General features: G+C 43.5%; 19 protein-coding genes and 4 pseudogenes. 4 read left to right on the top strand and 19 right to left on the bottom strand.

The genetic code is table 11. The features are described from left to right. Window positions 1–36: 36 nt before the first annotated feature. Window positions 37–519, bottom strand: coding sequence for a YcgN family cysteine cluster protein (locus ACE3PQ_RS03385; protein WP_374295222.1), 483 nt, complete (start codon window positions 517–519; stop codon window positions 37–39). A 268-nt stretch (window positions 520–787) separates the two neighbouring features. Between ACE3PQ_RS03385 and ACE3PQ_RS03380 the strand changes: the two genes are divergently transcribed. Then, window positions 788–946 carry a DUF1328 domain-containing protein gene (locus ACE3PQ_RS03380; protein WP_092619960.1) on the top strand — a complete coding sequence of 53 codons (159 nt, stop codon included), beginning with the start codon at window positions 788–790 and terminating at the stop codon, window positions 944–946. 146 nt (window positions 947–1,092) lie between these two features. On the opposite strand, the gene ACE3PQ_RS03375 is transcribed toward ACE3PQ_RS03380, so the two are convergent. The 10 genes and pseudogenes from ACE3PQ_RS03375 to ACE3PQ_RS03330 form a co-directional block, all read right to left on the bottom strand. Continuing rightward, window positions 1,093–1,326 (bottom strand): hypothetical protein, encoded by a 234-nt coding sequence (locus ACE3PQ_RS03375; RefSeq protein ID WP_374295221.1) that lies wholly within the window; start codon window positions 1,324–1,326, stop codon window positions 1,093–1,095. A gap of 229 nt (window positions 1,327–1,555) precedes the next feature. After that, window positions 1,556–5,602, bottom strand: a pseudogene (gene rpoC, locus ACE3PQ_RS03370) (DNA-directed RNA polymerase subunit beta'); the annotation flags it as partial. 195 nt (window positions 5,603–5,797) lie between these two features. Continuing rightward, a complete protein-coding gene (gene rpoB / locus ACE3PQ_RS03365; RefSeq protein WP_374295219.1) occupies window positions 5,798–9,886 on the bottom strand; it encodes a DNA-directed RNA polymerase subunit beta in 4,089 nt (1,362 codons plus the stop codon). A gap of 328 nt (window positions 9,887–10,214) precedes the next feature. Beyond that, window positions 10,215–10,589, bottom strand: a complete 375-nt coding sequence (gene rplL / locus ACE3PQ_RS03360; RefSeq protein WP_241570369.1) for a 50S ribosomal protein L7/L12 — start codon at window positions 10,587–10,589, stop codon at window positions 10,215–10,217. A 54-nt stretch (window positions 10,590–10,643) separates the two neighbouring features. Beyond that, window positions 10,644–11,150: a 50S ribosomal protein L10 gene (gene rplJ, locus ACE3PQ_RS03355; RefSeq protein WP_298890329.1), complete on the bottom strand. Its 507-nt coding sequence runs from the start codon at window positions 11,148–11,150 to the stop codon at window positions 10,644–10,646. 323 nt (window positions 11,151–11,473) lie between these two features. Beyond that, window positions 11,474–12,169 carry a 50S ribosomal protein L1 gene (gene rplA, locus ACE3PQ_RS03350; RefSeq protein WP_374295216.1) on the bottom strand — a complete coding sequence of 232 codons (696 nt, stop codon included), beginning with the start codon at window positions 12,167–12,169 and terminating at the stop codon, window positions 11,474–11,476. A 3-nt stretch (window positions 12,170–12,172) separates the two neighbouring features. Beyond that, window positions 12,173–12,601, bottom strand: a complete 429-nt coding sequence (gene rplK / locus ACE3PQ_RS03345; RefSeq protein ID WP_001074682.1) for a 50S ribosomal protein L11 — start codon at window positions 12,599–12,601, stop codon at window positions 12,173–12,175. Window positions 12,602–12,741: 140 nt separating this feature from the next. Then, on the bottom strand, window positions 12,742–13,275 hold the full coding sequence (nusG, locus tag ACE3PQ_RS03340) for a transcription termination/antitermination protein NusG (protein ID WP_241570372.1): 534 nt from the start codon (window positions 13,273–13,275) through the stop codon (window positions 12,742–12,744). Between the two features lie 6 nt (window positions 13,276–13,281). Further along, on the bottom strand, window positions 13,282–13,722 hold the full coding sequence (gene secE / locus ACE3PQ_RS03335; RefSeq protein ID WP_374295213.1) for a preprotein translocase subunit SecE: 441 nt from the start codon (window positions 13,720–13,722) through the stop codon (window positions 13,282–13,284). Window positions 13,723–13,927: 205 nt separating this feature from the next. Continuing rightward, window positions 13,928–15,079, bottom strand: coding sequence for a DUF389 domain-containing protein (locus ACE3PQ_RS03330; RefSeq protein WP_374295212.1), 1,152 nt, complete (start codon window positions 15,077–15,079; stop codon window positions 13,928–13,930). Between the two features lie 164 nt (window positions 15,080–15,243). Here ACE3PQ_RS03330 and fmt point away from each other — a divergent pair, with 164 nt between their 5' ends. Both fmt and rsmB read left to right on the top strand, forming a co-directional pair. After that, entirely contained in the window at window positions 15,244–16,206 is a 963-nt protein-coding gene (fmt, locus tag ACE3PQ_RS03325) for a methionyl-tRNA formyltransferase (protein ID WP_374295209.1), read from the top strand. Next, a complete protein-coding gene (gene rsmB / locus ACE3PQ_RS03320; RefSeq protein ID WP_374295208.1) occupies window positions 16,203–17,624 on the top strand; it encodes a 16S rRNA (cytosine(967)-C(5))-methyltransferase RsmB in 1,422 nt (473 codons plus the stop codon). Before fmt ends, rsmB begins: the two co-directional genes overlap by 4 nt. 268 nt (window positions 17,625–17,892) lie before the next feature. Here the strand turns inward: rsmB and zupT are convergent, their stop codons facing one another. The 4 genes from zupT to ACE3PQ_RS03300 form a co-directional block, all read right to left on the bottom strand. Then, entirely contained in the window at window positions 17,893–18,699 is an 807-nt protein-coding gene (zupT, locus tag ACE3PQ_RS03315; RefSeq protein WP_374295207.1) for a zinc transporter ZupT, read from the bottom strand. Between the two features lie 156 nt (window positions 18,700–18,855). Then, complete coding sequence (locus ACE3PQ_RS03310; RefSeq protein WP_298891930.1) at window positions 18,856–18,963, bottom strand: methionine/alanine import family NSS transporter small subunit; 108 nt, start codon at window positions 18,961–18,963, stop codon at window positions 18,856–18,858. A gap of 18 nt (window positions 18,964–18,981) precedes the next feature. Beyond that, window positions 18,982–20,469 carry a sodium-dependent transporter gene (locus ACE3PQ_RS03305; RefSeq protein WP_374295205.1) on the bottom strand — a complete coding sequence of 496 codons (1,488 nt, stop codon included), beginning with the start codon at window positions 20,467–20,469 and terminating at the stop codon, window positions 18,982–18,984. 189 nt (window positions 20,470–20,658) lie between these two features. Further along, window positions 20,659–21,261, bottom strand: a complete 603-nt coding sequence (locus ACE3PQ_RS03300) for a hypothetical protein (RefSeq protein WP_374295204.1) — start codon at window positions 21,259–21,261, stop codon at window positions 20,659–20,661. A 227-nt stretch (window positions 21,262–21,488) separates the two neighbouring features. Here ACE3PQ_RS03300 and ACE3PQ_RS03295 point away from each other — a divergent pair. Next, window positions 21,489–22,553: pseudogene (locus ACE3PQ_RS03295) on the top strand (alpha/beta hydrolase). Window positions 22,554–22,707: 154 nt separating this feature from the next. Here ACE3PQ_RS03295 and ACE3PQ_RS03290 read toward each other — a convergent pair. From ACE3PQ_RS03290 to dapB, 4 genes and pseudogenes are all read right to left on the bottom strand, one after another. After that, entirely contained in the window at window positions 22,708–23,451 is a 744-nt protein-coding gene (locus ACE3PQ_RS03290) for a TIGR04219 family outer membrane beta-barrel protein (RefSeq protein ID WP_374295202.1), read from the bottom strand. 127 nt (window positions 23,452–23,578) lie between these two features. Further along, a pseudogene (locus tag ACE3PQ_RS03285) lies at window positions 23,579–25,018 on the bottom strand (aldehyde dehydrogenase family protein). 161 nt (window positions 25,019–25,179) lie between these two features. Beyond that, a pseudogene (locus ACE3PQ_RS03280) lies at window positions 25,180–25,842 on the bottom strand (START domain-containing protein). A gap of 220 nt (window positions 25,843–26,062) precedes the next feature. Then, window positions 26,063–26,872, bottom strand: coding sequence for a 4-hydroxy-tetrahydrodipicolinate reductase (dapB, locus tag ACE3PQ_RS03275; protein WP_374295201.1), 810 nt, complete (start codon window positions 26,870–26,872; stop codon window positions 26,063–26,065). Window positions 26,873–26,953 lie beyond the last annotated feature (81 nt).

Below are 26,953 nucleotides of genomic sequence, written 5' to 3'. Positions count from 1 at the left end.
GATTTTTTTATTTCAGCTTTTCAAGATTTTGAAATCCTAGCGCACCCAACGAATCACATATTCATCAACATGATCCTCATCAACTTCCGCTTCAGAGATACAACGATGCGCAACTGATTTCTTCGCTCGAATCACACTCTGACGATCACCTGTAAGCAAATAATGCCAACGTGGCAAATCCTTACCCTCATAAACACGGCGATATGCACAAGTAGATGGAAGCCATTTGATTTGCTGTAATAATTCAGGGGTAAGCTGAATACAATCAGGTACAAAATCACGTCGATTTGGATAATCGCTACACGCCCCTGTCGAACAGTTCAAAAGTTTGCACGATACCGACGTATAGGCAACCTCTCCTGTATCTTCATCTTCCAGTTTAATTAGACAACACTGTCCGCAACCATCACACAATGCCTCCCACTCTGTACGATTAAGCTGATCAATCGCATAGTGACGCCAAAACTCTGGACGGAGTACGACCGCGCTGTTTGATGAGCCTTGAGGAGTAATCGACATACGGGAGAATCATTTTAAGATTTGACGGCTAATTGTAACAGCTTGAAGCCTGAATTGATGAATATTGCGCAAGTGAAAACGATGTAAATGTCTTGTCTATTGTACATTTCTATACTTTTCATATCATTAAAAATCATAAAATATCAGAGAACACTTTTTATACGGTTTGTTTTCAGATGAACTACATTAGCCACCAAAGTTCAACAGATACAACCACATAATGACATTATAATGAACCTACAAAAGTTTTTATATAGGGAGTATTATTATGTTTCGCTGGGCAATTATTTTTGCAGTAGTCGCTTTGATTGCAAGTGTTTTAGGATTCGGTGGTGTTGCGGGTCTATCTAAAGATTTTGCAGTAATTTTCTTAGTGGTTGCAGTGATCTTGTTTATCGTTGGCTTTATCTCACGTGGTAAAGTTTAAAAAACGAAAACTTTAAACTATCCAACTTTAAGAATCAAACAATGAAAAGCAATCTTCGGATTGCTTTTTCTATGTTATATTCATAATAGACTTTCATGTTTTATCAACCTAAAAATTCAATACTCTAAACTGAATAAACTTCGATTTTAACTGTACTGCCGAAATGGATTGTGCAACAGTTGGAATTTTATGTCATTTGTTGTCCGTCCCTGTTCTTTACTACGAGCAATCATATACTCAAATACATTGCTTTGATTCTGTGCATAAGGTGCTAAATAGATTTTTTTCAAGTACTTCACCATATGTTGACCATAGTTGATATACAGACGTTTAGTAATTTCCGCTTCATATAAGATATTTTCATCATCCCACTGCGTCACATAGACAATACGACATTCTTGTTCTTCCTTAGTTTTGTTTCCCTTATCCTACAATAAAAAAGAGCCCCGAAGGACTCTTTTTTTTTAATGCATTATTTCAGAATAGCGCTTAGAACTGCTCTTCATTGAATGCTTGGCTTAAGGCTTGATCCACTTCAGAGAAGTCATTTACGAGCTCTTGTTCAGCGTCTTCAGCTTTTTGACGACGACGCTCCAAGTGATGCGCAAGACCTGTACCCGATGGAATCAAACGACCCACCACGACATTCTCTTTCAGACCACGTAGATCATCTTCTTTGCCTGTTACCGCAGCTTCAGTCAAGACACGAGTAGTTTCTTGGAACGATGCCGCAGAGATGAATGAGTCAGTAGACAACGATGCTTTGGTGATACCCATCAATTGACGTTCAAATTTCGCAGGGAATTTGTTTTGCGCCAATAGTGCTTGGTTTTCACCCACCACACGGATGTAATCGACTTGTTCGCCTTTGATAAAGCTCGAATCACCACCATCGGTAATTTCTACTTTACGGAGCATCTGACGGACGATCACTTCGATGTGCTTATCGTTGATTTTTACACCTTGTAAGCGGTAAACGTCTTGCACTTCATTCACGATGTAGTTGGTCAATGCCACTTCACCTTTCAGACGCAAGATGTCATGCGGGTTTTGTGGGCCATCAGACACCACTTCACCACGTTCTACACGCTCACCTTCGAACATGTTGATTTGACGCCATTTTGGAATCAATTCTTCATAAATCTCAGCACCATCATCAGGCGTGATCACCAAACGGTTTTTACCTTTGGTTTCTTTACCAAAGCTCACCACACCAGAGATTTCTGCAAGGATTGCATGCTCTTTTGGCTTACGTGCTTCGAACAAGTCAGCTACACGTGGTAGACCACCGGTAATATCACGTGTACGTGACGATTCTTGTGGTACACGACCAATTACATCACCGACACCGATGGTTTCGCCATCACGTACGGTCAAGATGGTATTTTGTGGCAAGAAGTAGAATTGCTCTTCGCCATCTACAGTATCCAAGACCACTGCAGGACGTAAGTCTTTGCCAGATGCAGGACGTGAAGTCACAGGTAGAATCTCTACTGTGCTCATACCTGTTGCATCATCAGTCTTAGAGGTTGCTGTAACACCATCAGCGATTTGGCTGAAACGTGCTTTACCCGCAACTTCGGTCACGAGTGGATGCGTATGCGGATCCCATGTTGCCACGATACCGCCAGCTTCTACTGCTTCACCATCTTTGATCAAGATCGACGCACCATAAGGCACTTTATAACGCTCACGCTCACGACCGATCTCATCAGCAATACCAATCTCACCAGAACGAGAAGTCGTGACCAAGTGACCTTTGGCATGTTGTACAGTCTTGATGTTGTGGAAACGTACCGTACCTTTGTTACGTACTTGCACGCTGTTGGCTGCCGAAGTTCGGCTCGCTGCACCACCGACGTGGAATGTACGCATTGTCAACTGTGTACCTGGCTCACCAATCGATTGCGCTGCCATAACACCGACAGACTCACCCGGATTGACGATATGACCACGTGCAAGATCACGACCATAACATTTCGCACAAACACCGAAGTCTGCTTCACAGGCAATCACTGAACGCACTTTCATTTCATCGACACCCGCTTCTTCTAAGCGTGCTGCCATTTGCTCATCAATGAATGTGTTACGTGGGAATTGCACTTCACCATCAACGATCACGTCTTCTGCAATCACACGACCAAGAACTCGGTCACGTAACGGCTCGATGACATCACCACCTTGAATCAGCGGAGTCATGACTAAGCCATCTAAAGTGCCACAATCTGGCTCAGTGATCACCAAGTCTTGCGCCACGTCAACCAAACGACGAGTCAAGTAACCTGAGTTCGCAGTTTTCAGTGCGGTATCCGCCAAACCTTTACGTGCACCGTGAGTTGAGATGAAGTACTGAAGTACCGTCAAACCTTCACGGAAGTTCGCTTTAATCGGCGTTTCAATGATCGAACCATCTGGTTTCGCCATCAAACCACGCATACCTGCAAGCTGACGTATCTGCGCCGCACTACCACGGGCACCTGAGTCAGACATCATGTAGATCGAGTTAAATGATTTTTGCTTCTCGTCTTCACCCTGTTTGTTTTTCACAGTGGTAAATGACAAGTTGTCCATCATCGCTTTAGCAACTTGATCGTTGGTACGTGCCCAAATATCGACCACTTTGTTATAGCGCTCACCCGCCGTTACAAAACCTTGTTCGAACTGTTGTTCGATTTCACGGACTTCTGCTTCTGCTTTGTCAATGATTTGGTCTTTAGTCGGTGGAATTACCATGTCTTCCATACCAACAGATACACCTGAGCGAGTCGCTTGACGGAAGCCCAAATACATCAATTGATCGGCGAAGATCACGGTATCTTTCAAACCGAGTTTACGGTAGCAAGAGTTAACCAGCTTGGATAAGTTTTTCTTGGTCATTTCCACGTTGATTTCAGCAAAGCTCAGACCCGCAGGTACGACTTCCCAAAGCAAGCAACGACCTGGTGTGGTATCGACAACCAAAGTTTCTTGATGACGTTCGCCTGATTCGCTGATCACCGTTTGATGCACACGAGCTTTGACACGAGCGTGCATAGCCACTTGACCAGTTGCAAGCGCACGGTTGACTTCGTGAGTATCTGCAAACACCATGCCTTCGCCTTTGGCATTCACTGCATCACGAGTGATGTAGTACAGACCTAAGACCACGTCCTGAGAAGGTACGATGATCGGCTCACCATTAGCTGGTGACAAGATGTTGTTGGTCGACATCATCAAAGCACGTGCTTCAAGCTGCGCTTCAAGTGTCAATGGAACGTGTACCGCCATTTGGTCACCGTCAAAGTCGGCGTTAAATGCGGTACAGACCAATGGATGTAGACGAATCGCTTTACCTTCGATCAATACAGGCTCGAACGCTTGTAGACCCAAACGGTGAAGTGTTGGCGCACGGTTCAGCATCACAGGATGCTGACGAATCACGTGTGCAAGTACATCCCAAACTTCTGGGGTTTCACGCTCAACCATTTTCTTCGCAGCTTTAATGGTTGTTGCTTGACCAGTAGACTGTAGTTTGGCAAAGATAAATGGTTTGAATAGCTCAAGTGCCATTTTCTTCGGTAGACCACATTGGTGCAAACGTAGTGTAGGACCGACAGTAATTACCGAACGACCAGAATAGTCAACACGCTTACCCAGCAAGTTTTGACGGAAACGACCTTGCTTACCTTTGATCATATCAGCCAAAGATTTCAATGGACGTTTGTTCGAACCAGTGATTGCACGACCACGACGACCGTTGTCGAGCAAGGCATCTACAGATTCTTGCAACATACGTTTTTCGTTACGCACAATGATGTCAGGTGCAGACAAATCAAGAAGCCGTTTCAAACGGTTGTTACGGTTGATCACACGACGATAAAGATCGTTCAAATCCGAAGTCGCAAAACGACCACCTTCAAGTGGAACCAACGGACGCAAATCTGGTGGCAGTACTGGTAATACATTCATTACCATCCACTCAGGCTTATTGTTTGAATCTTTGAACGCTTCCATCAATTTCAAGCGTTTAGACATTTTCTTAAGTTTAGTTTCAGAAGATGTCTGTGGAATTTCTTCACGTAAACGAGCAATTTCTGCTTCAAGATCAATATCTTTCAATAGATCTTGAATCGCTTCTGCACCCATTTTCGCCGCGAATTCATCACCACACTCTTCCAAAGCATTGTAATAATCTTCGTCAGTTAATAATTGGTACTTCTCAAGCGTAGTCATGCCTGGATCAGTCACGACATAAGATTCGAAATACAATACACGTTCGATATCACGTAGCGTCATATCAAGTAATAGACCGATACGGGACGGTAATGATTTTAAGAACCAAATATGTGCAACTGGTGATGCAAGGTCGATGTGACCCATACGCTCACGACGTACTTTTGCAGTGGTAACTTCAACACCACATTTTTCACAAATGACGCCTTTGTATTTCATCCGCTTATATTTACCACACAAGCATTCGTAATCTTTGACTGGTCCAAAGATTTTGGCACAGAACAAGCCGTCACGTTCAGGCTTAAACGTACGGTAGTTGATGGTTTCTGGCTTTTTCACTTCGCCATGCGACCATGATTTAATCACTTCAGGTGATGCTAAGCCAATACGGATACGATCAAACTCAAATGGTGTTTGACCATCGTTATCCGTTTTTTTACGCATGATATCGAGCAAGTCTTTCAATTTTTTTCTCCGTGTGTTGTGGAGATTTACACTTCACAACTGGGTCACAAATATTGTTTCTTAACTGAAAATCCTCCCTCAGTCCCTCCTTTAATAAAGGAGGGAAGCCCCAACAACTTATTTTCACGCTAGGGCTCCCCCTTTTTCAAAGGGGGTTGGGGGATTAATGGTTAATTAGTCACCATTTTTCAGTTCAATGTTGATACCTAAAGAACGGATCTCTTTGGTCAATACGTTGAATGACTCAGGCATACCTGGTTCCATATAATGGTTACCATCAACGATGTTCTTATAGATACGGGTACGACCTTCGACGTCATCTGACTTGACTGTCAACATCTCTTGAAGGGTATACGCAGCGCCATAAGCCTCAAGTGCCCAGACCTCCATCTCACCGAAACGCTGACCACCGAATTGTGCTTTACCACCAAGCGGTTGTTGCGTCACTAATGAGTAAGAACCAGTCGAACGTGCATGCATCTTGTCATCAACCAAGTGGTTAAGTTTGAGCATGTACATATAACCCACAGTCACTGGACGGTCAAACTTGTCACCTGTACGACCATCGAACAACTCAACCTGACCTGTACGTGAGTAGTTTGCAAGCTCAAGTAACTCTTTGATCTGACCTTCTTCTGCACCGTCAAATACAGGGGTTGCAAGTGGTACACCACCACGCAAGTTGCTTGCAAGTTTTAGCACTTCTTCATCAGTCAAGCTGTTGAGATCTTCTTGCGTACCGCCAACTTTGTTGTAAATCTTGTCTAAGAAGTCACGTAGATCAGCCATCGCACGTTGTTGCTTGATCATCTTGTCGATTTGTTCGCCCAAGCCTTTTGCAGCTAGACCCAAATGCGTTTCAAGAATCTGACCCACGTTCATACGTGATGGTACACCCAGTGGGTTTAACACCACATCTACAGGTACACCATTGGCATCGTGTGGCATGTCTTCTACTGGCAAGATGTTCGAAACAACACCTTTGTTACCATGACGACCCGCCATCTTATCACCCGGTTGGATACGACGTTTCACAGCCAAGTAGACTTTAACGACTTTGAGTACGCCATGCGTCAACTCATCACCTTGTGCGATTTTGCGTTTTTTCTCAGCGAATTTCTCATCAATCTCTTGGCTCTTCTCTTGTAAGAATGCCAAAATTTGATTCATACGCTCAGCAACATCTTCGTCATTGGCTTGAACTTCTTTCAAATCAACGAACTCAAGACCAGACAACACGTCCGCAGTCAGCTTATCGCCACGCTTCGTCGTACCACCACCGTTTGAAGTCTGACCATCAAGTAGACGGATCATACGCTCACGAGCAGCTTCTTCGAAGATTTTGAATTCTTCTTTCAAATCTTTGCGATAGGCATCAAGCTGTGCTTTTTCAATTGCGAGTGCACGTTCGTCTTTTTCTACGCCATCACGAGTAAAGACTTGTACATCAATAATTGTACCTTTAGTGCCTGACGGTACACGTAAAGAAGAATCTTTCACGTCTGCCGCTTTTTCACCAAAGATCGCACGAAGCAGTTTTTCTTCAGGAGTCAGCTGTGTTTCACCTTTTGGTGTCACTTTACCAACAAGAATATCACCCGCTGTCACTTCCGCACCGATGTAGACAATACCTGACTCATCTAGTTTAGAAAGTGCCGCTTCACCGACGTTTGGAATATCGGCAGTGATTTCCTCTGAACCCAACTTGGTATCACGTGCAACACATGACAATTCTTGGATGTGAATCGAAGTCAAACGGTCTTCTTGCACTACACGTTCTGATAATAAGATCGAGTCCTCGAAGTTATATCCATTCCACGTCATGAATGCGACACGCATGTTTTGACCAAGTGCCAACTCACCCATATCGGTTGATGGACCATCAGCTAAGATGTCGCCACGTGCAACTTCATCACCCAAATTCACAATAATGTTTTGGTTGATACAGGTGTTTTGGTTAGAACGGGTGTATTTAATCAAGTTGTAGATATCTACACCTGCTTCACCAGCAACCATTTCATCTTCGTTAACACGGATTACAATACGAGAAGCATCAACATAATCGATCTTACCGCCACGATTTGCGATCACACACACACCTGAGTCACGTGCAACGTGACGTTCCATGCCTGTACCCACAAGTGGTTTATCTGCACGAAGTGTCGGTACAGCCTGACGTTGCATGTTTGAACCCATCAATGCACGGTTGGCATCATCGTGTTCAAGGAATGGAATCAATGATGCCGCCACAGAAACAACCTGCTGTGGTGAAACGTCCATATGTGTCACTTTTTCAGGTGGCATACGCACGAATTCACCTTGATGACGGACAGATACCACTTCATCAGTAAATGCACCTTTAGCATCTACCGCAGAGTCCGCTTGTGCAATCACGGTACCAACTTCTTCGATCGCAGAAAGGTATTCGATCTCATCTGTCACTGCGCCATCAATGACTTTACGATATGGGGTTTCTAAGAAACCGAAATCATTCGTTTTGGCATATACAGACAGCGAGTTGATCAAACCAATGTTTGGACCTTCAGGCGTTTCAATTGGACATACCCGACCATAATGGGTTTGATGTACGTCACGTACCTCAAAGCCTGCACGTTCACGTGTCAAACCACCAGGTCCAAGTGCTGAAACACGACGTTTGTGCGTGATCTCAGACAATGGATTGTTTTGATCCATAAACTGTGACAATTGGCTTGAACCAAAGAATTCTTTGATCGCCGCAGCAACTGGCTTGGCATTGATCAAATCTTGTGGTGACAAGTTGTCTGTTTCAGCTTGAGAAAGACGCTCTTTCACTGCACGTTCAACACGTACCAAACCAACACGGAATTGGTTTTCTGTCATTTCACCCACAGAACGCACACGACGGTTACCCAAGTGGTCGATATCATCGACTTCACCTCTACCGTTACGAATCTCAACCAAAGTACGCAATACATCAATAATGTCATCATTTGACAACACACCTTCAACTTGGCGTGTTTTATGATCTGTACCAACTTCGTAAGGGCGACCCAAACGACGGTTGAATTTCATACGACCAACTGGTGACAAATCATAACGCTCTGGACTAAAGAACAAATTGCCAAATAAGTTTTCAGCAGCTTCTTTGGTCGGTGGCTCGCCTGGGCGCATTACCTTGTAAATTTCGACCAACGCTTCGTCACGACCACGTGTAATGTCAGCACGCAATGTATCAGCGATGTAAGAACCACGATCAATATCGTTGGTAAATAGGATGTTAAACTGCTTCACACCCGCTTCAGCGATTTTTATTAAGATATCGTGAGAAATCACTGTATTTGCAGGAAGCACTTCACCATCTTTTAAGCTAATGTCTTCCGCTGTAATGCGTTCGTACAGATATTCATCAGGCACAGCAAGCTTAGACAAGTTTGCAGCTTCCATCTGACGCACGTGACGTGCATTGATACGTTTGCCTTGCTCAACAATGACTTTGCCATCTTCGCCAGCGATATCAAACTGTGCCATCTCACCACGTAAGCGGTCTGGAACAAGATCAATTTGATAGCTCGAGGCATCAACATAAACAGGAACTTTTTCAAAGAACAAACCAAGAATTTGCTCAGTTGAATATTCTAAAGCACGTAGAATCACAGACGCCAACAACTTACGGCGACGGTCGATACGTACATAAACTAAATCTTTTGCATCAAACTCAAAGTCCAACCATGAACCACGGTAAGGAATAATACGTGCTGAGTAGAGCACTTTACCGCTAGAGTGGGTTTTACCCTTATCATGATCAAAGAATACGCCTGGTGAACGATGCAACTGAGATACGATCACACGCTCAGTACCATTAATGACGAATGTACCGTTATCTGTCATTAGAGGCATTTCACCCATATAGACTTCTTGTTCACGTACATCTTTGATCGCTTTGGTATCACGATCACGCAAAATCAAACGAATTTTGACGCGCATCGGTGCAGCATAAGTCGAACCACGCAAAATACATTCACGTACGTCAAACTCAGGCTTACCCAAACTATATTCGACAAACTCTAAAGCCGCATTCCCTGAATAACTTTCAATAGGGAACACGGAACGAAATGCGGCTTGCAAGCCAATATCATCACGGTTCTTCGGTGTTTTGCCATCTTGCAAGAACGTTCGATACGAGTCCACCTGAATAGCGAGCAAGTAAGGAACATCCATGATGTTCGGCAAATTACCAAAGTTTTTGCGGATCCGTTTCTTTTCGGTATAAGAGTATGCCATCTGGATTCCTCGGACATTAAACTCATCTCGTCTGCAGTACGAGATGGAGCAGAAGTTATCAACAGGTCAAGGCTGACCGTCGCTTTTCAACGCTGCAAAAAAACCAAAAGCGACAATAAAATGTTTAGCAATATCCTCTACGATCTTTCAAACTACTGAAAAATAAATAGAAAAACATTGCTAAACATTCAATCACATCACATTATCGACGCAAAAATGAGACTTCATCAAAAAGCGAGCCGATTATTGTAACGCAAAAAGGCTGATGACCCAAGAGTCATCAGCCGTTTTTTGGAGCTGATTTAAAAAAAACCAACTCCCCAAGCCATTACTTAAGTTTAACTTCAGCACCAGCTTCTTCAAGTTTCTTCTTAAGCTCTTCAGCTTCTTCTTTAGAAACGCCTTCTTTAACTGCTGAAGGAGCGCCTTCAACAAGATCTTTCGCTTCTTTAAGACCAAGACCAGTCGCTTCACGAACTGCTTTAATTACAGCTACTTTGTTCGCGCCAAAGCTAGCCAATTCAACAGTGAATTCTGTTTGCTCTTCAGCAGCAGCAGCGCCACCAGCACCAGGTGCAGCAGCAACAGCAACAGCTGCAGCAGATACATTGAATTTCTCTTCGAAAGCAGAGATCAATTCAACAAGTTCAAGTACAGTTTTTTCAGCAACTGCATTCAAGATTTCTTCGTTTGTTAAAGCCATGAGAATAACTCCAAATGGATATTAAATGGTGTAAATGATTGATTAAATTTAAGCTTATGCAGCTTCTTGCTCGTTTTTCTCTTTGAGCGCCGTCATTAGGCGACCCAATTTCGAAATTGGAGCTTGAAGAACAGATGCAAGCATAGTAAGCGCTTTCTCTTGGTTCGGAAGATTTGCGATTACGCTTACTTCAGCACCTTGATAAACCTTGCCATCAAATGCAGCAGCTTTGAGTTCAAATGCCTTGTTTGATTTTGCAAATTCTTCGAACAAGCGCGCAGCTGCACCCATGTCGTCTTCAGAAGTTGAAAAACCAAGAATTGTTGGACCAACTAGGTTGTCATTCAAAATATCGAATGGCGTACCTTCGAATGAACGCTTTGCCAAAGTGTTACGAACAATTCGAGTCGTTACACCAAGCTTACGAGCTTCAACACGCAACTGTGTCAATTGCTCTACATTCAAACCTTGATAGTCTGCAACAACGGCAGAGAACGCTTTAGAAGCAACTTCGTTCACTTCTGCTACGATCTGTTTTTTGTCTTCGATAAGAAGAGCCATTGTAAAACCTCCTAAGGTGACTTATGCACTTATACAAGTGCACTCCCAATTTGTAAGTCTTGCGACCTACACGCGGAGGAGGACATCAATCACACCACCGCGTCTACTCAGGCTGGAAGATTAAGAAGCAAAGTGTGAGCACTTCACCTCGCCCGAGGTCTTTGACGCTGACAGGCTTACACCCATCAATTCAAAGTTTGCCTGCTAACTCCCCCTACATCCCCCTTTAACAAGGGGGACTTACGCCCCTCTTTATCAAAGAGGAGCTGGGGGAGGTTTCAGGGCTTTAAAATTCTTTTATCTAAAGTAACTTAGCTTAAAACTTAGTTAGAAACGTTGTTTACATCAATGATCAAACCAGGGCCCATAGTTGAGCTCAAAGTGATCTTTTTGATGTATACGCCTTTAGAAGTCGCAGGTTTCGCTTTCTTCAAGTCAGCAACCAATGCTTCAAGGTTTTGGCGTACAGCAGTTTCTTCGAAACCAACTTGACCAATCGCAGCGTGGATAATACCCGCTTTGTCTACACGGTAACGTGCTTGACCAGCTTTAGCATTTTTCACAGCACCAGCAACGTCAGGGGTTACAGTACCGACTTTCGGGTTTGGCATTAAGCCACGTGGACCTAAGATCGTACCCAATTTACCAACAACACGCATTGCGTCAGGTGCAGCAATCACCACATCAAAGTCAAGGTTGCCCGCTTGGATTGATTCTGCAAGATCATCAAAACCAACGATATCAGCACCTTCAGCTTTTGCAGCTTCAGCAGCAGCACCTTGTGCAAACACTGCAACACGTACAGTTTTACCAGTACCTGCAGGAAGAGTTGTTGCACCACGAACCACTTGATCCGATTTACGTGGATCAACACCAAGGTTTACCGCAACATCCAAAGACTCTTTGAATTTTGCAGCAGGAAGACTGTTAAGTACTTTTACTGCTTCTTCCAAAGTGTAGACTTTGTTTGCTTCAACAGCTGCAGCAATGGCTTTTTGACGTTTAGTTAACTTTGCCATGTCTTATAGCTCCACTTCCAAGCCCATAGAACGTGCAGAACCAGCAATGGTACGCACACGGGCGTCTAAATCAGCACCAGTTAAATCTGGCTCTTTAGTCGTAGCGATCTCTTCTAACTGAGCACGAGTCAACTTACCAACTTTAGTTTTGTTTGGTACAGATGAACCCTTTTGGATACCCGCAGCTTTCTTCAAAAGAATAGAAGCTGGTGGTGTTTTCATGATGAATGTGAACGACTTATCGTTGTACACAGTGATCACAACAGGAATCGGAAGACCTGGTTCAACTTTTTGTGTCGCAGCATTGAATTCTTTACAGAATGCCATGATGTTCACACCACGTTGACCAAGTGCAGGACCGATCGGTGGAGATGGATTTGCTTTACCAGCTGGAACTTGCAGCTTGATATAGCCGTCAATCTTCTTAGCCATGTTCAATTACCTCTTGGGTACAAACGCCGCCAGGCTCCCCAAATTGCATGTATCTGCCACAAAAAAAACACGACAAATACAAAATAACAAAGCCCGAATCATTCAAAAGAACTTATCGGGCAACGATACAGCAGAAAAAACTAGTTGGCTTTTTCTACTTGACGAAACTCTAATTCAACTTGAGTTGGGCGATTAAAGACATTAATCGTCAAGGTCAAGCGAGATTTTTCGTATTGAATTTCCTCAACCACACCTTTGAAGTCTGTAAATGGACCATCGGTCACCAACAATTCTTCACCTGGTTCAAACATGGTCTTCGGACGAGGTGCCTCACCTGTATTATTAATTCGAGCCAAAATCGCATCCGCTTCTTTTTGCGTGATCGGCGCTGGCTTCTCAGGTGTACCACCAATAAAACCCAAAACTTTTGGACATTCTTTGACGATATGCCAAGTATCGTCATTCATATCCATTTCAACTAATACGTAACCCGGGAAAAATTTACGCTCCGATTTGCGTTTTTTCCCATCCTTCATTTCCACTACTTCTTCAGTAGGAACAAGGACTTCACCAAAGCTATCGGCAACTGTGCTACGTGCAATACGTTCATTCAACGAACGCATGACTTGTTTTTCATAGCCAGAATAGGCATGAACGATATACCAACGTTTCATAGCAACTTATCCGATAAATAACTTAATCAACATACCCAATACATAGTCGAAACACCACAATACGATCGAAGTTACAATAACAACAACTAACACTTGCCATGAAGTGGTGATGGTTTCTTGCTTTGTTGGCCATGTCACACGTCGAAGCTCGATGCGTGAATCTTTTAATAGGCGAACAAAACCCTTGCCTTGGTGGGTGGCGTATATTAAACCGATTGCCGCAATAATACAAGCAGCAATCACACCAATGCGAACCCACACATCACTTGCAGTTGCCCAATATTGTGGCAAGTATTGATTTGCCAAACTCGCACCAATCAATAAAGCCAAAGCAATGATCCACAAAATCACATCAAAAGGTGAACCATTCTTGACTAATTCCGCAGGGTTATTACGCTGAGGGATCGGCGCACCGTTAGACGCGTCATTCGATTTATCATTCGACATTTTTTTACTCGTCGTAAATTTCGCGACTAATTATATAGAACAATTCCTCCTGCATAAAGCAGGAATTCCAATTTCATAGACTTAATCTAATCGTCGCTAGTGTAGCGCTATTCAATATTAACCCGCAACTGTCTTAATAATTTTGAATGTGACCATCACATCTTCAGAATTATTTTTTTGAGAAAATCACATGCCCGATCAACCACTACTCAGCTGTTTTCATGGAGATATGCTGAGCCTGACGTGGTGACAGCTCCACATCTTCAACACCTTCCGTTTGTAAAATCTTCACAGGGATGAAGCGGATTTGAAGCTTCGTTGGCAATCCTCGATTATCTTTACTCATTTCTTGATTCAGCATTGCCAATTGTTTTTGTGTCGGCTCATGATCGCCACGAATCACCACTCGTACTAAGGTATAGTCTTCTTTCTGATCAAAAACCACCGCATTGATAATATTGTTGTCGTCATTCAGATTATTTTTGACAATTTGGCTAATCGACGTTTCATAGAGCTGTAGACGAACACGTTGCGTCAAATTAAAACTTAAATACACCGCAAGTATGACTAAAACCAATAAACTCCAGATATTCCGTTTAATGAATTCCAAGACATTGCTTTGAAGCTCCTCTTCCGAACCACGACGAAACCCTGCAATCCACAATACTAATGACGAGCTAATCTGAATCGCCACCATGTTGGTCACTGCCAATAAAAACGCATTACCTGAATTTGCCCATTGAAAATGCGCAAATAAAATCCCACTGGCAACAAGTGGCGGTACTAAAGCAGTCGCCACAGCCACGCCAACCACCGCAACAGAAAGTCGAGGTGATACCGATGCAAACGCACCTGCCGCACCGCCTGCAAGCGCAATCATCAAGTCGATCATCGTCGGTTGTGTTCGAGAGAGAATCTCCGAAGTCATCGGCATATCATGATGAATAAAACCAATCACCACACCAATCGCAAAGATCATCGCAACGCCTATGAGTAGTGTACCCATCGCAGTGCGAAACAATATCCATCGACTATCAATAAATGACAATGCCACACCTGAAATCGGTCCGAGCATCATTGCCACCAACATCGCACCAATCACTACCGCTGCCGAATCTGCAAGCAGACCATACGCAGCTATCACTGCGGCGAGTGCATTCATAATGAAAAAAGTTTTGGTCGGCAGAGCATCTGCTTGGATATTTAGACGGACTTGTTTGTGGTCAATCTTTTTGGCATTTTCACGTTTGGCTTGTTTGTAGCGCAGTTTTTCTTTGAGGACTTCGTATTTTTCCTGCTCGGGATGATCTTCATCAACGACGATGGTTGGGGAGTCTTTTTCGTTTTCTGTTGCCATGCGGAATACCAAAAAAATTTCATTTATCTAGGCTATTTATACATCATTTACTCAAGATTTGAATAATAGAGTGTTGTTAATCACCGCTTAGAATTGATCGCCCCTATCACCCCACATTTTCGCTATAATATCTCATCTTTTGATCCACCTACTTTTGGATACGCATGAAAATCATTTTTGCAGGCACACCTGATTTTGCTGCCGCAGCCCTAGCCGCTTTACTCAAGACTGATCATGAGATCGTTGCGGTCTATACTCAGCCCGACCGCCCTGCGGGACGTGGGCAAAAGCTCACCGCTTCTCCTGTGAAAATTTTGGCACTTGAGCACAACTTGCCAGTACGTCAGCCTTTGCATTTTAAAAGTAGCGAAGACGCAGGGATTGAAGCACAACAAGAACTTGCCGAATTAAATGCCGATGTGATGGTGGTGGCTGCGTATGGTTTGATTTTACCGCAAGTGGTTTTAGATACGCCGAGATATGGATGTTTAAATATTCACGCATCATTACTCCCACGTTGGCGTGGTGCTGCACCGATTCAGCGTGCAATTTTGGCAGGTGATGCGTCGACGGGTGTGACCATTATGCAGATGGCAAAAGGCTTGGATACAGGTGATATGCTGTATAAAGTCAGCACAGAGATTACCGCAAAGAATACCTCGGCAAATTTGCATGATCGCTTGGCGATACTCGGTGCTGAGGCGATTTGTGAAGTATTATCCGATATTTCGACCTTAGAGAGCTATCAAGCCAAACGTGAAGTGCAAGATGAAGCCTTGACCAACTATGCGCACAAGATCGTCAAAAGCGAAGCAAAAATCGACTGGGCGCAAGCCGCACAAATTATCGACCGTCAAATTCGTGCCTTTAATCCGTGGCCAGTGTGCTTCTGTCAAACAGATGCCAATAATCCGCCTTTAAGAGTATGGTCGGCTGCACTGACGAATCAATCGCACAGCAAGACCTATGGTGAAATTCTCAGCATGGATAAACACGGCATCGACGTGGCTTGTGGTGCAGGTACAGTGTTGCGTTTAACCAGTCTACAATGGGCAGGTGGCAAGGCGTTAAATAGCGTGCAAATCCTGCAAACTCAAAAACTTAACATTGGACAAGTCCTCTCATGAATCAGCGTCCAAGACCAAATTTTTATGAAACCTATGCAAAACCGCAAACCCAAACGAAACAGCAAGATAAGCCTCAAGATGTCGTAAAAAATAGCAGTGTAAAAACTGGCAGTCGCTTAAATCTACGTGCACAACTGATTCGACTTTTATCCCAAGTACAGCAAGGTCGTTCACTATCCGAGATTCAAGAAAAATATTTTGAATTGGTCGATGAGAAAGATCGTGGCTTGATGCATGAGCTGAGCTTTGGGGTGCTTCGTCATTGGTATGCACTAAAAAGCATTAGTCTACCAATGCTGAATAAACCACTGAGTGATCCACAGCTTGAAGTGGCGATTTATTTGGGATTGTATCAACTGTTTTATACACGCATCGCAGATCATGCTGCGATTTCTGAAACCGTTGAAGCGGTTAAACAGCTTGGCTTTGAATCAGCAAGTAGCGTGATCAATGCCATCTTGCGCCGTGCCACTCGGGAGCGTGAACAGCTCAGTACCGAGCTAGAGCAAGCACACGGCTTACCAAGTTGGTTGTATAAGCGATTACACAAAGATTGGGCGGAGCAACTGCCTGAGCTTGCGCAGTCTTTACGTCAACCTGCGCCTTTATTTCTACGCGTGAATCACCGTCAGATTGGTCGGGATGCCTATCTAAAACAACTGCAACTTGCAGGAATTGAGGTGAGTGCAAGCCATATTTCAGACGTAGGTATTCGCCTTGAGCAAAGCGTCAGTATTCCCGCTTTACCAAGCTATGACAAAGGTTGGTTTTCGGTACAAGATGAACACGCACAGCTTTGCGTTTCGCTGTTACCAAATCTGAATGGCAAAGTCGTAGTCGATGCCTGCGCTGCGCCTGGTGGCAAGACCGCACATCTTTTGGAAAAATATCGTCCTCAGCAGTTGATCGCACTGGATAATGTTGAAAGCCGTCTACTACGTGTGCATGAAAATCTCAATCGCTTACAGCTTATTTCATCCGAGTGTGATGAACAGGTCAACGTCGTCTGTGCCGATGCAACAGCATGGCAAATTAATGAATCATCGGATGCTACCGAAGCTGATTGCATTATTATTGATGCACCGTGTACAGCGATTGGTGTATTGCGTCGTCATCCTGATATTCGCCTACTTCGTCAATCTACAGATATTGCGCAAACTACTGCACTACAGGCTGAAATTTTAGAAAATATGTGGCGACAGCTCAAAGTCGGCGGGCAAATGCTCTATATCACGTGTTCGATCTTAAAAGCGGAAAATGAAGTGCAAATGCAAAATTTCTTCGCTCAACACGCAGATGCAAAACATATCGAAATCAAAGCCGATTGGGGCACTGCCCAGCAATATGGGCGTCAACTTTTACCACAACAAGGTGGTGGCGACGGTTTCTATTATTGCTTAATTGAAAAAGTGGCTTAATCGAAAAAAATATTTCGGCTTAAGATGAGTAGAAACTATCTAATTCGTACGGACGTCAGTCGCATTGTTCGAGGTCAGGACAATTTTAGTAAAATGACGTTTTTCGAGGGATTGGATAAATTTCAGTATCTGACCGAGTTTGCGACTGACAAGTGGTTTTGCCTACTTTTCCCGAAAGAAAAGTAGGTCGAACCGAAGGTTAATCCCGATATATGCACATACACTACAAGACTTTTCCATAATATACACAACACACATCGAACTCAGCTTACATAAACTTAAATAGAACAAGACTAATCGCCAACATCGACATGCCTGTGACCAAGCCATATACCGTTTCATGTCCTTTGGAATAACGCTTCGCCGCAGGAAGTAGCTCATCGAGTGCCAAGAACACCATCACCCCTGCAATCAAGCCAAAGACTGTACCGAAAACGACTGGATTCATAAATGGCGCAAGAATGCTATAACCAATCAACGCACCCAGTGGCTCAGCAAGCCCCGATATAAAACTGGCAAGCAACGCCATAGATTTGCTTTTCGTTGCCGCATAGACAGGTACAGCGATGGCGATGCCTTCAGGAATATTATGTATCGCAATCGCAGCAGCAAGTGGCACGCCAAGTGTGGCATTTTCCAAAGTCGCAAAGAACGTCGCTAAACCTTCAGGAAAGTTATGCGCTGTGATGGCAAATAAAGTCAGCAAACCTGTACGGTATAGCCCTGTATCATTTTCAGCACTTAAATGCGCACTGTCTAAAGCATCATGCGGATTAGGAATAAACCGATCTAACAAAATGACCATTAGAATCCCTGCAAGAAAAGCAAAAGTACCAAAAGCAAAGCCAATTTGCTCATCATACGATTGCGAAAATGAATCAACAGATTTGGTGAGAATCTCGGTCAGCGAGACATAGACCATCGCCCCGCCAGCAAACGCTAGACCAAATGAAAGCAACCGAGGACTCGGCTGTTTGAAGAATAATACCAATGCGCCGCCAACGACGGTCGCCAAACTTGCCAACACCGTGACAAGAAAGGCGATCAATACATTGGAATTGAAAAAATCTGACATTATGAGTGACTGACCGACCCTAAGATCGGCTTATTCTAACCTAAATCATCAACAAGTGATAAGCGTTATCATTTAAAACTTTGATTAGAAATTTTCATGAAGCTTATCGCTTCGTCGTTTGACTTTTCATGATCAATTTTAAAAATTGTTTATCAACTAGTCTTCAGGATCAGGATGTTTGGACAAATGCACCATTGCCATCGCCAATCCACCCCACAATACGACAATTGAAATAATCATCATGATCAAAGCACTTGTAGTCATCGCTATTCTCCATTTTGATTATTGACGATCTTTTAATCGGCTCAGTACATGTGCGCCAAATGCAAATAACAGCACCACGCCCCAGCCAAAGACCAATTGCATCATCATCGGATAATCACCATATCCTGTGGTGATAAGTGCAATCACAGATAAAACAAATGCAACCAATAGCGTCAACGGTGTTACTACCGTCAACATAAAGCGCCAGCCTTTACCCAGTTGAATACTTGAGATCGCATTGATATGTTGCTCAAGCTCAGGCAATTTCGAACGCTTAAACCAAGTGATCATCACGATCGACAGCAATGCGCCAAAGACGATACCAATATTATTGGCAAAGTGATCAATAATATCGACAAACTTGATGGCACTATGTGTTGAGAACAACAGAATCGACACCACTGCAGAACCACCTGCAATGATCGTCACAGACTTCTGACGTGACCAACCGAGCTTATCTTGGAACGCACTGATCGGCACTTGCAAGATACTTACCATTGAGGTGATCCCTGCGACAACCAGTGATGTAAAGAACAAGAAACCGAATAAATCCGCACCTGCGCCAAGACTTGAAATCAACTTTGGAAAGGCAATAAATGCCAAGCCGATACCGCCACTGACCACTTCTTTAAACTCTACACCCGCACTCTGCGCCATAAAGCCAAGTGCAGCGAAGACACCGATCCCCGCAAGTAACTCAAACGATGAATTGGCAAGCCCGACCACAACGCCTGAACCTGTCACATTTGATTTTGGTTTTAAGTACGACGCATAGGTCAACATGATCCCGAAACCAACAGAAAGCGAGAAGAAGATGTGCCCATATGCTGCAAGCCATACTTTATAGTTTGCCATCGCCGCCCAGTTTGGTGTGAATAACGCATCCAAACCAATCGTTGCACCTGGCAAACGTAAGGCTTGAATCACCAAAATCGTAAATAAAACAATCAATAATGGAATGAAAATTTTATTAGCAACTTCTACACCTTTTTTGATGCCACCATACAGAATGAACATCGTTACAGCCCATACCACGAGCAAACCAAAAAAGAGGTGCGGTACAAATCCAAATGCTAAGCCTTCGCCAGTTTGCAGATAAGTATTGAAGAAGAACGCTTCGGTATCTTCACCCCACTTCTGCCCCCATGACAAGAAAATATAACTCCCTGCCCAAGACAATACGCTGGCATAGTACACACCAATCACCAGTGTCACCATGACCTGCCACCAACCAACTGATTCCATCGGTTTTGCAACACGTTTATACGCTGTTGGCGGAGCGCCACGATACTTATGCCCAATGGCATAGTCTAAAAATAAAAGCGGTAAACCCGCTGTGAAGAGTGCAATTAAATATGGAATAAGAAAGGCACCACCGCCATTCTCATAAGTTACATATGGAAAGCGCCAAATATTACCCAATCCAACCGCAGATCCGATGGCAGCTAAAATAAAACCAGATCGGGCAGACCAATTTTCACGCTGATTTTCACGTTGTTTGGTCACAGAAATCCCCTTATATCTCCGATGCTTCATCTGTAGCATACTGTAAAAAATGCCGCAGATTATCATAATTGCGACATTTTTTTTAATATCAGGGACATGATTGCTGATTAAGTTTTATTCAACAATCTTTTTTTTAATTTAATTTCAATAATCTAGCACCAAATATTTTTTCAAATGATTCACCGTAGCTTATCGGTGGATTCGTTCAAATCGTGCTCTATCCGCCCGTTCTTTCGCTTCAATCAAGCGCTTACGACGGTCGTCCGCTTTGTCATGTGCTTGTTGACGTTGCTTTTCTAGACGTTCTTTGCGCTCACGATCTTGTCTTGCTTTATCTCGAGCTTTGCGTTCACGTTCTGCTCGCTGACGCTGTTCTTGATAACGCTTTTTCTCTGCTTGCGCTTTGCGCTGTGCTTCAAGACGATCTCGGCGTTCACGCTCTAAGCGAGCTTTATCTTGTCTTGCACGTTCTTCACGAGCCTGTTGTTCCCGACGCTTCCGCTCCCATTCAGCACGTTGACGTTGTTGTTCATAATGTTTTTTACGATCACGCTCTCTTTCAAGACGTTGTTGACGTTCTCGATATTCAATCTGACGCTGACGAGCACGATCTATTTCGTACTGACGTTGGCGCTCATATTCTCTACGGTTATCATAACGTCCATCAGGGTAGCGATCTGGATATCCATATACTCCGCCTGACCGTGGATAGCGTTCATAATCAGTTGGTGCAACCACACAACCTACAGCTGAGATTGCAGTGACCAATGATACCAAAACGATCTTATACATGGCCATTTCTCCTATTTATTATCCATCAATCGCTCAAACTTCAACTTGACAATCCAAGTTTTCAAGTTATTGTGTTGACTATATCTCGAGCTTAAAGCGCAATATGCGATGCCCTGTATAGAATCGACGTGCCTTGTGCAACGAGATTTACCGAACTGTGCAACTATGGATAAACAGTGTAGAGCACAGCTATTTTATGACAAGAAAAACAGCAATATGGAGTAATTATGAGTAAGCTATTTGATCTGCAAAAGCTCATGCTAAAAACGCAAGGACACAGTGCCAAAGCCATTGACCGTGCACCTAAACCCGTTCAACGCAGACTTGCCCGTATGCTTGGTTATCATTATCCATTTGCAGCACTTCATCCGTTTTATCAATGTATTTTAGCGGTACAGCACAAACAAGGGCATTCGGGTTTTGTCAAAGCGGATTATCGAAAAAGTCGAAAACTTTTTCTCGATCAAATGACTGCGTTTCAAAGCAACCCAACCAAAATCGCCTAGGTCAAAGATTTACATTTACCACTTGATTCGGGCATGACACCAGCTCGACATTATCACCCCAACCCAAAACAAACTCTGCCGATGATCGTGTTCTATCATGGCGGTGGTTTTGTGGTTGGCGGATTAAATACGCATGATGAAGCTTGCCGATTGCTGGCAAAACACGCCAATGTTCAAGTCCTTAGCATCGACTATCCGAGAGCACCTGAGCATTCTGCACAGCAGATGATCAAATGCTGTGTTGAGGCACTAGAGTGGGCTTTTGAACATCAAAAAGAACTGAACATTGCACCAAATCGCATTGCCATTGCAGGCGATAGCGCAGGTGGAAATATTACTGCAGTTGTTGCACAAGTGTCTAAAAATCAAAGCTTTGCACCACAATCACAGCTTCTCATCTATCCTGCGGTTGACTTTAAAAGCCGTTATTCTTCATTTTATAAATATAAAGAAGGTTTGGTACTGACTGGTGAGGATATTGATCATGTCACTGCATTTTATCCTGAACGTCATGAAGTCGAACTTGACGACCCAATTATTTCACCGCTATTTGGCAAACTGGAAGGTCTAGCACCTGCATACGTGATGACAGCTGAGTTTGATGTGTTACATGACGAAGGCGAACTGTATTCACAAAAACTCAAACATGCAGGGGTAAAAACCCATTTTGTGAATATCGCAGATCAGCCGCACGGCTTTATCAATATGACGACGATTCATCAAGCTGCCAAACAGCATTGGATCAATACCGCAAAATCATTCCGTCAATTTTGGAATACTTTATAACTTTGAAATGGCCTTTAAAGCGAGCTTGAGTGTTTCACGTGGAACGTAATATCAAAATACCAAGTCGTAAAAAAAATGGATGCTAAGGCATCCATTTTTAATACATCTTAGTTTACAAGTAGAATTGCAACATCTTGAGTTTAAACTATAAAAATCAAAAATGCGCTTCTAAGCCGATATAAGGTCCATCAAAATCAAACTTAGTATCGAAGCCATCTTGATCATCAAGCTCGATATTCAAGATACGATAGCCGACTTTTGCGCCAAGATCGATTAATAGATTTTCAACAAAGTTATATTTAATTTCTGCTGATGCATCAGTGATTTGCGTATCATCATAGTTGGTTGCAAGCACCTCAGCCTTTGCACTCAATCCTGTAAATGGTAATTTTCCACCTGCTGATGCATAGATCATCGGCGCAGTTTCGCTGATTTCAACTTTGTCCGCACCCACCGTGCTGTTGAATGTCACATCTCCATCAAGTTGTTTGGCTGCTACACCCACATCAACACTGACGATATTGTCTAAAATCTCATAGTACAAAATGAAATCGGTTGAATCCAAATCAATATTATACGGCGCATTACCTGCAAGGTTCTGTTTTTCGGTATCGACGTCAATCCCTGTATAGCGGATTTTTCCGTTTGGAATCAGTGGCACTGGATGCTCAAAAGCCAAAGAGACTTGCGCCTGACCTTTGTCATCTAAGTCCAGACTATTTGCACTTCTTAGACTTGTGCCTTCAGGTGTTTTGTTGTATTCACCTTGCAGATTCCAATAGTCCACACTGCCATACACGCCAAGCATGTCTGCTTGTGCAGTTGTAGTGAGTAGCGCCAAGCCACTAAGTGATCCTGAGATCATCAATGCTGTGCTGAGTTGTTTCCAACTTTTCATAGATTGTTCCTAATTTACTCTATGTCATTAGTTTAACTGAATTTGAAGCTAAAACTAAAACGATAGATTTTACTTCAATTTCTGATTAACTTGTTCTGATGCTTTTGACTTGATTAACTTGTTTTGATTAATTGGGTTGTTTGATGACCAATAAACGTGGCTCTTGCATATCTGCAATAGCGGATTGAATGCCTTCACGTCCAAGCCCAGAGTCTTTGACACCACCATAGGGCATATTGTCGACACGGAAAGTCGGCACATCATTAATGATCACACCGCCTACATGAAGCTCATCCCATGCCTGCATCATTTTATTTAAATTTTGTGTATAAACACCAGCTTGTAGACCAAATCGGCTTGAATTGATTTTTTCAATGCCCGCTGTGAAATCTGAATATGACTCCAAAATCATCACTGGTCCAAACGCTTCGTCTTTATAAATCTGACAGTCCGGACTCACCCCTTCTAATCACGACGGCTCAAACAACACACCATCTAAAGAACCACCTAAAAGCAATGTCGCACCTTTATCTGTGGCTTCATCCAACCATTGTTTTAAGCGCTCTGCTTCTTTGTGCTTAATCATTGGCCCAACGATGGTGTCATCTTGCATTGGATCTTGTGCTTTGATATTGCGAAGCTTTTCAACCAGTTTATTTTTTAGTACTGCATAAATATCTTGATGAATTAACACACGTTGCACACTGATACAAATCTGCCCTGCATGTGCATAACCACCAGTGATCAGACGATCAATCAACGCATCATCAATAACCGTATCAGGTTCAATCATCACCGCTGCATTGCCACCCAGTTCAAGTGTGACTTTTTTACGTCCTGCACGTGCTTTCATGTCCCAACCGACTTGATCCGAACCTGTGAAGCTGAGCAGTTTTAAGCGATCATCGGTGACCAGCTGATCTGCGGCATCACGAGTACTTGGCAAGATCGAAAACGCGCCTTCAGGTAAATCCGTTTGTGCCAAAATCTCACCAATGATCAATGCGCTAATCGGCGTTAGACTCGCAGGTTTAAGCACAAATGGACAACCTGCTACGATCGCAGGCGCAATTTTGTGTGCAGTCAAATTCAAAGGAAAATTAAACGGACTAATCAAGGCAATCGCACCAATCGGTACATGTTGCACCATACCTCGATAGTGTGCCGAAGCAGGTGTCACTGCCAATGGCATGACATCACCTTGAGCCAGTTGTGTGGTGGCATCTGCGGCTAATTGAAAGGTATTAATCAGACGTTCAACTTCGCCTTGAGCGGCTTTTCGTGGTTTGCCACCTTCAAGAATCAAAACTTCTGTCAGCTCTTCACGACGTTTTTTAAACTGTTCAACACAATGTAAAAGAATCGCTTGTTTTTGAAATGGCTTCAATTTTGCCATTGCCGACTCGGCTTGAACAGCGGCAACGATGGCTTGCTCTACGATACGCTCATCGGCAAGACTGACTTTGGCAAAGACTTGCTGAGCATATTTATCATCGACGTCCAAAAGCTGTTGTGTTTCAACGGCTTTATTGGCGAGGTACAATGGATATTGTGCAATCGTGTTCATTTAAGCTTCTCTGCTATGCAATGCGGAATCATCAATAAAATAGCTGATTTAGTGCCATTCTTCCGTTGCAAAGCGTAAAGCTCAGAACGGAGTGCATTGATACTAACCTATCCGATACATTACACAGCGCAGCACGTCTATTTAGACTATTTCAAGACGAGCTATTTTAAAACTGAAGGCAAGTCTTTTAAGGTGTAATTAACCACTTTGACTTGGTCTTTCATTCGTTGCAACATCTGATACGGCTGTTGCTCGACAAAGGTATTGACAAAACTGGTTGGAATCGCACCCGCAGGATCAGCAAAACCTGATGTAGTCACTTTGACTTGTTTGGCACTCAGCTTGGTCACGATCCAGTCGCCTTCATAATCCGATATACGTATCACATTATTTTTGATCGGTACACGTGGGTCATTGATCGCTTTATTGTTGATAATAATGCGTCCATAACTGTCTTTGCGATAGTTGCCTTGAATCACAACATCACGATCATTGAGAGGAAATGGAAAGTCCATTCGGCAATAAATAATAAACTCACCCGCCTTATCATCACGTTCAATCACTTGAATATCAGACATATATGGCACCCACTTTTTGCCACGCTCAACATCCAAGATCAAACCTGTCGCATTCTCTAGAGTCGTGTCTAAGACAGTTTCCGCACGATATTCGAGCATTGGATTATCTTTGCTTTAATATGTCCAAACTTTAATACCTTGCTTGTTTATACCGAGTCGTTCTTTGCTTTTGGCATGGGTGGCTGTGCTGAGCAACATACTACTGATAAACAGCAACATGAGAATTGCATTGAGGTGTTTTAACATATCCTTGGGATCCAATCTTGTCCAATACTGTCGTTATACGTTCATTTTTGTTTTCAGGGTTGTCGCCCTATATCGCCCATGTTTCTCAACACTATTACTGAGGCGGTTTAAACATCCCTTAGCAGTGTAGATAAACCGCCTTGCTTTGTCCGCTACATTTCTGTTAAAGCTGTGCAGAAATGTATGACAAAAGGTGTCTTTGTAACCACCTATTGATGTCTTATTTCAAATCCAATACATCAAGCATGTCGTAGCGTGTCGCAGACTTGCCAATCACCCATGCCGCTGCACGAACAGCACCGCCAGCGAAGTTCATCCGACTGGTTGCCATGTGTTTGATTTCCAAGCGTTCACCTTCCCCAATGAACATCACATTATGTTCACCAACAATATCACCACCACGAATGGTTTCAAAGCCAATCGTTTGGCGATCACGTACACCTGTAATACCTTCACGGCCATACACTGCAACTTCTTTGAGATCACGTCCAAGTGCGCCTGCAACAGCTTCACCCATCATCAGCGCTGTACCAGATGGCGCATCAACTTTGTGACGGTGATGGGCTTCGACCACTTCGACATCCACCGTATCACCAAAGGCTTTTGCCGCAAGCTCTAGGAGTTTGATCGATACATTGACACCAACTGAGTAGTTGGCTGCATACACCACAGGAATAGATTTCGCTGTTTCATCAAGCAAGGCTTTTTGCGCATCATTAAAACCAGTCGTCCCAATGACCATCGCCACATTCGCTTTCTGACATGCTTGCAAATGCTGCTCTGTCGCCGCAGGCACGGTAAAGTCAATCACTACATCGCATTGTGGTAAGGCTTCTTCGATACTGCCAACCACTTTGACACCGAGCGCACCCACACCTGCCAACTCACCCGCATCCGTCCCGACCAAGCTACTTTCAGGGCGCTCAACTGCTGCTGCGAGTTGATAGCCAGCTTGTTGAACCGCTTGAATTAAGGTACGTCCCATGCGACCACCTGCACCGAGAATGCCTATACGTGGTGAATTTGCCATAACTGCCTCGAATCAAAATCTAGCGATAAAAAATTGTGCTTTACTATAACAAAACTTTGCCATGCTGAAAGGTGAAATCCT

The sequence above is a fragment of the Acinetobacter sp. genome, from assembly GCF_041911495.1.
In the GTDB taxonomy this organism is placed as follows: domain Bacteria; phylum Pseudomonadota; class Gammaproteobacteria; order Pseudomonadales; family Moraxellaceae; genus Acinetobacter.
This window is presented reverse-complemented; position numbering and strand designations above follow the sequence as displayed.

Excerpts from the sequence above, each read along its gene's own strand:
- ACE3PQ_RS03300 (WP_374295204.1), bottom strand. The coding sequence starts at position 21,261 with ATGTATAAGATCGTTTTGGTATCATTGGTCACTGCAATCTCAGCTGTA.
- secE (WP_374295213.1), bottom strand. The coding sequence starts at position 13,722 with ATGTCGAATGATAAATCGAATGACGCGTCTAACGGTGCGCCGATCCCT.
- rsmB (WP_374295208.1), top strand. The coding sequence starts at position 16,203 with ATGAATCAGCGTCCAAGACCAAATTTTTATGAAACCTATGCAAAACCG.
- zupT (WP_374295207.1), bottom strand. The coding sequence starts at position 18,699 with ATGTCAGATTTTTTCAATTCCAATGTATTGATCGCCTTTCTTGTCACG.
- rplK (WP_001074682.1), bottom strand. The coding sequence starts at position 12,601 with ATGGCTAAGAAGATTGACGGCTATATCAAGCTGCAAGTTCCAGCTGGT.
- ACE3PQ_RS03310 (WP_298891930.1), bottom strand. The coding sequence starts at position 18,963 with ATGACTACAAGTGCTTTGATCATGATGATTATTTCAATTGTCGTATTG.
- rpoB (WP_374295219.1), bottom strand. The coding sequence starts at position 9,886 with ATGGCATACTCTTATACCGAAAAGAAACGGATCCGCAAAAACTTTGGT.
- rplA (WP_374295216.1), bottom strand. The coding sequence starts at position 12,169 with ATGGCAAAGTTAACTAAACGTCAAAAAGCCATTGCTGCAGCTGTTGAA.
- ACE3PQ_RS03385 (WP_374295222.1), bottom strand. The coding sequence starts at position 519 with ATGTCGATTACTCCTCAAGGCTCATCAAACAGCGCGGTCGTACTCCGT.
- ACE3PQ_RS03380 (WP_092619960.1), top strand. The coding sequence starts at position 788 with ATGTTTCGCTGGGCAATTATTTTTGCAGTAGTCGCTTTGATTGCAAGT.
- rplL (WP_241570369.1), bottom strand. The coding sequence starts at position 10,589 with ATGGCTTTAACAAACGAAGAAATCTTGAATGCAGTTGCTGAAAAAACT.
- rplJ (WP_298890329.1), bottom strand. The coding sequence starts at position 11,150 with ATGGCTCTTCTTATCGAAGACAAAAAACAGATCGTAGCAGAAGTGAAC.
- nusG (WP_241570372.1), bottom strand. The coding sequence starts at position 13,275 with ATGAAACGTTGGTATATCGTTCATGCCTATTCTGGCTATGAAAAACAA.
- dapB (WP_374295201.1), bottom strand. The coding sequence starts at position 26,872 with ATGGCAAATTCACCACGTATAGGCATTCTCGGTGCAGGTGGTCGCATG.
- ACE3PQ_RS03290 (WP_374295202.1), bottom strand. The coding sequence starts at position 23,451 with ATGAAAAGTTGGAAACAACTCAGCACAGCATTGATGATCTCAGGATCA.
- fmt (WP_374295209.1), top strand. The coding sequence starts at position 15,244 with ATGAAAATCATTTTTGCAGGCACACCTGATTTTGCTGCCGCAGCCCTA.
- ACE3PQ_RS03330 (WP_374295212.1), bottom strand. The coding sequence starts at position 15,079 with ATGGCAACAGAAAACGAAAAAGACTCCCCAACCATCGTCGTTGATGAA.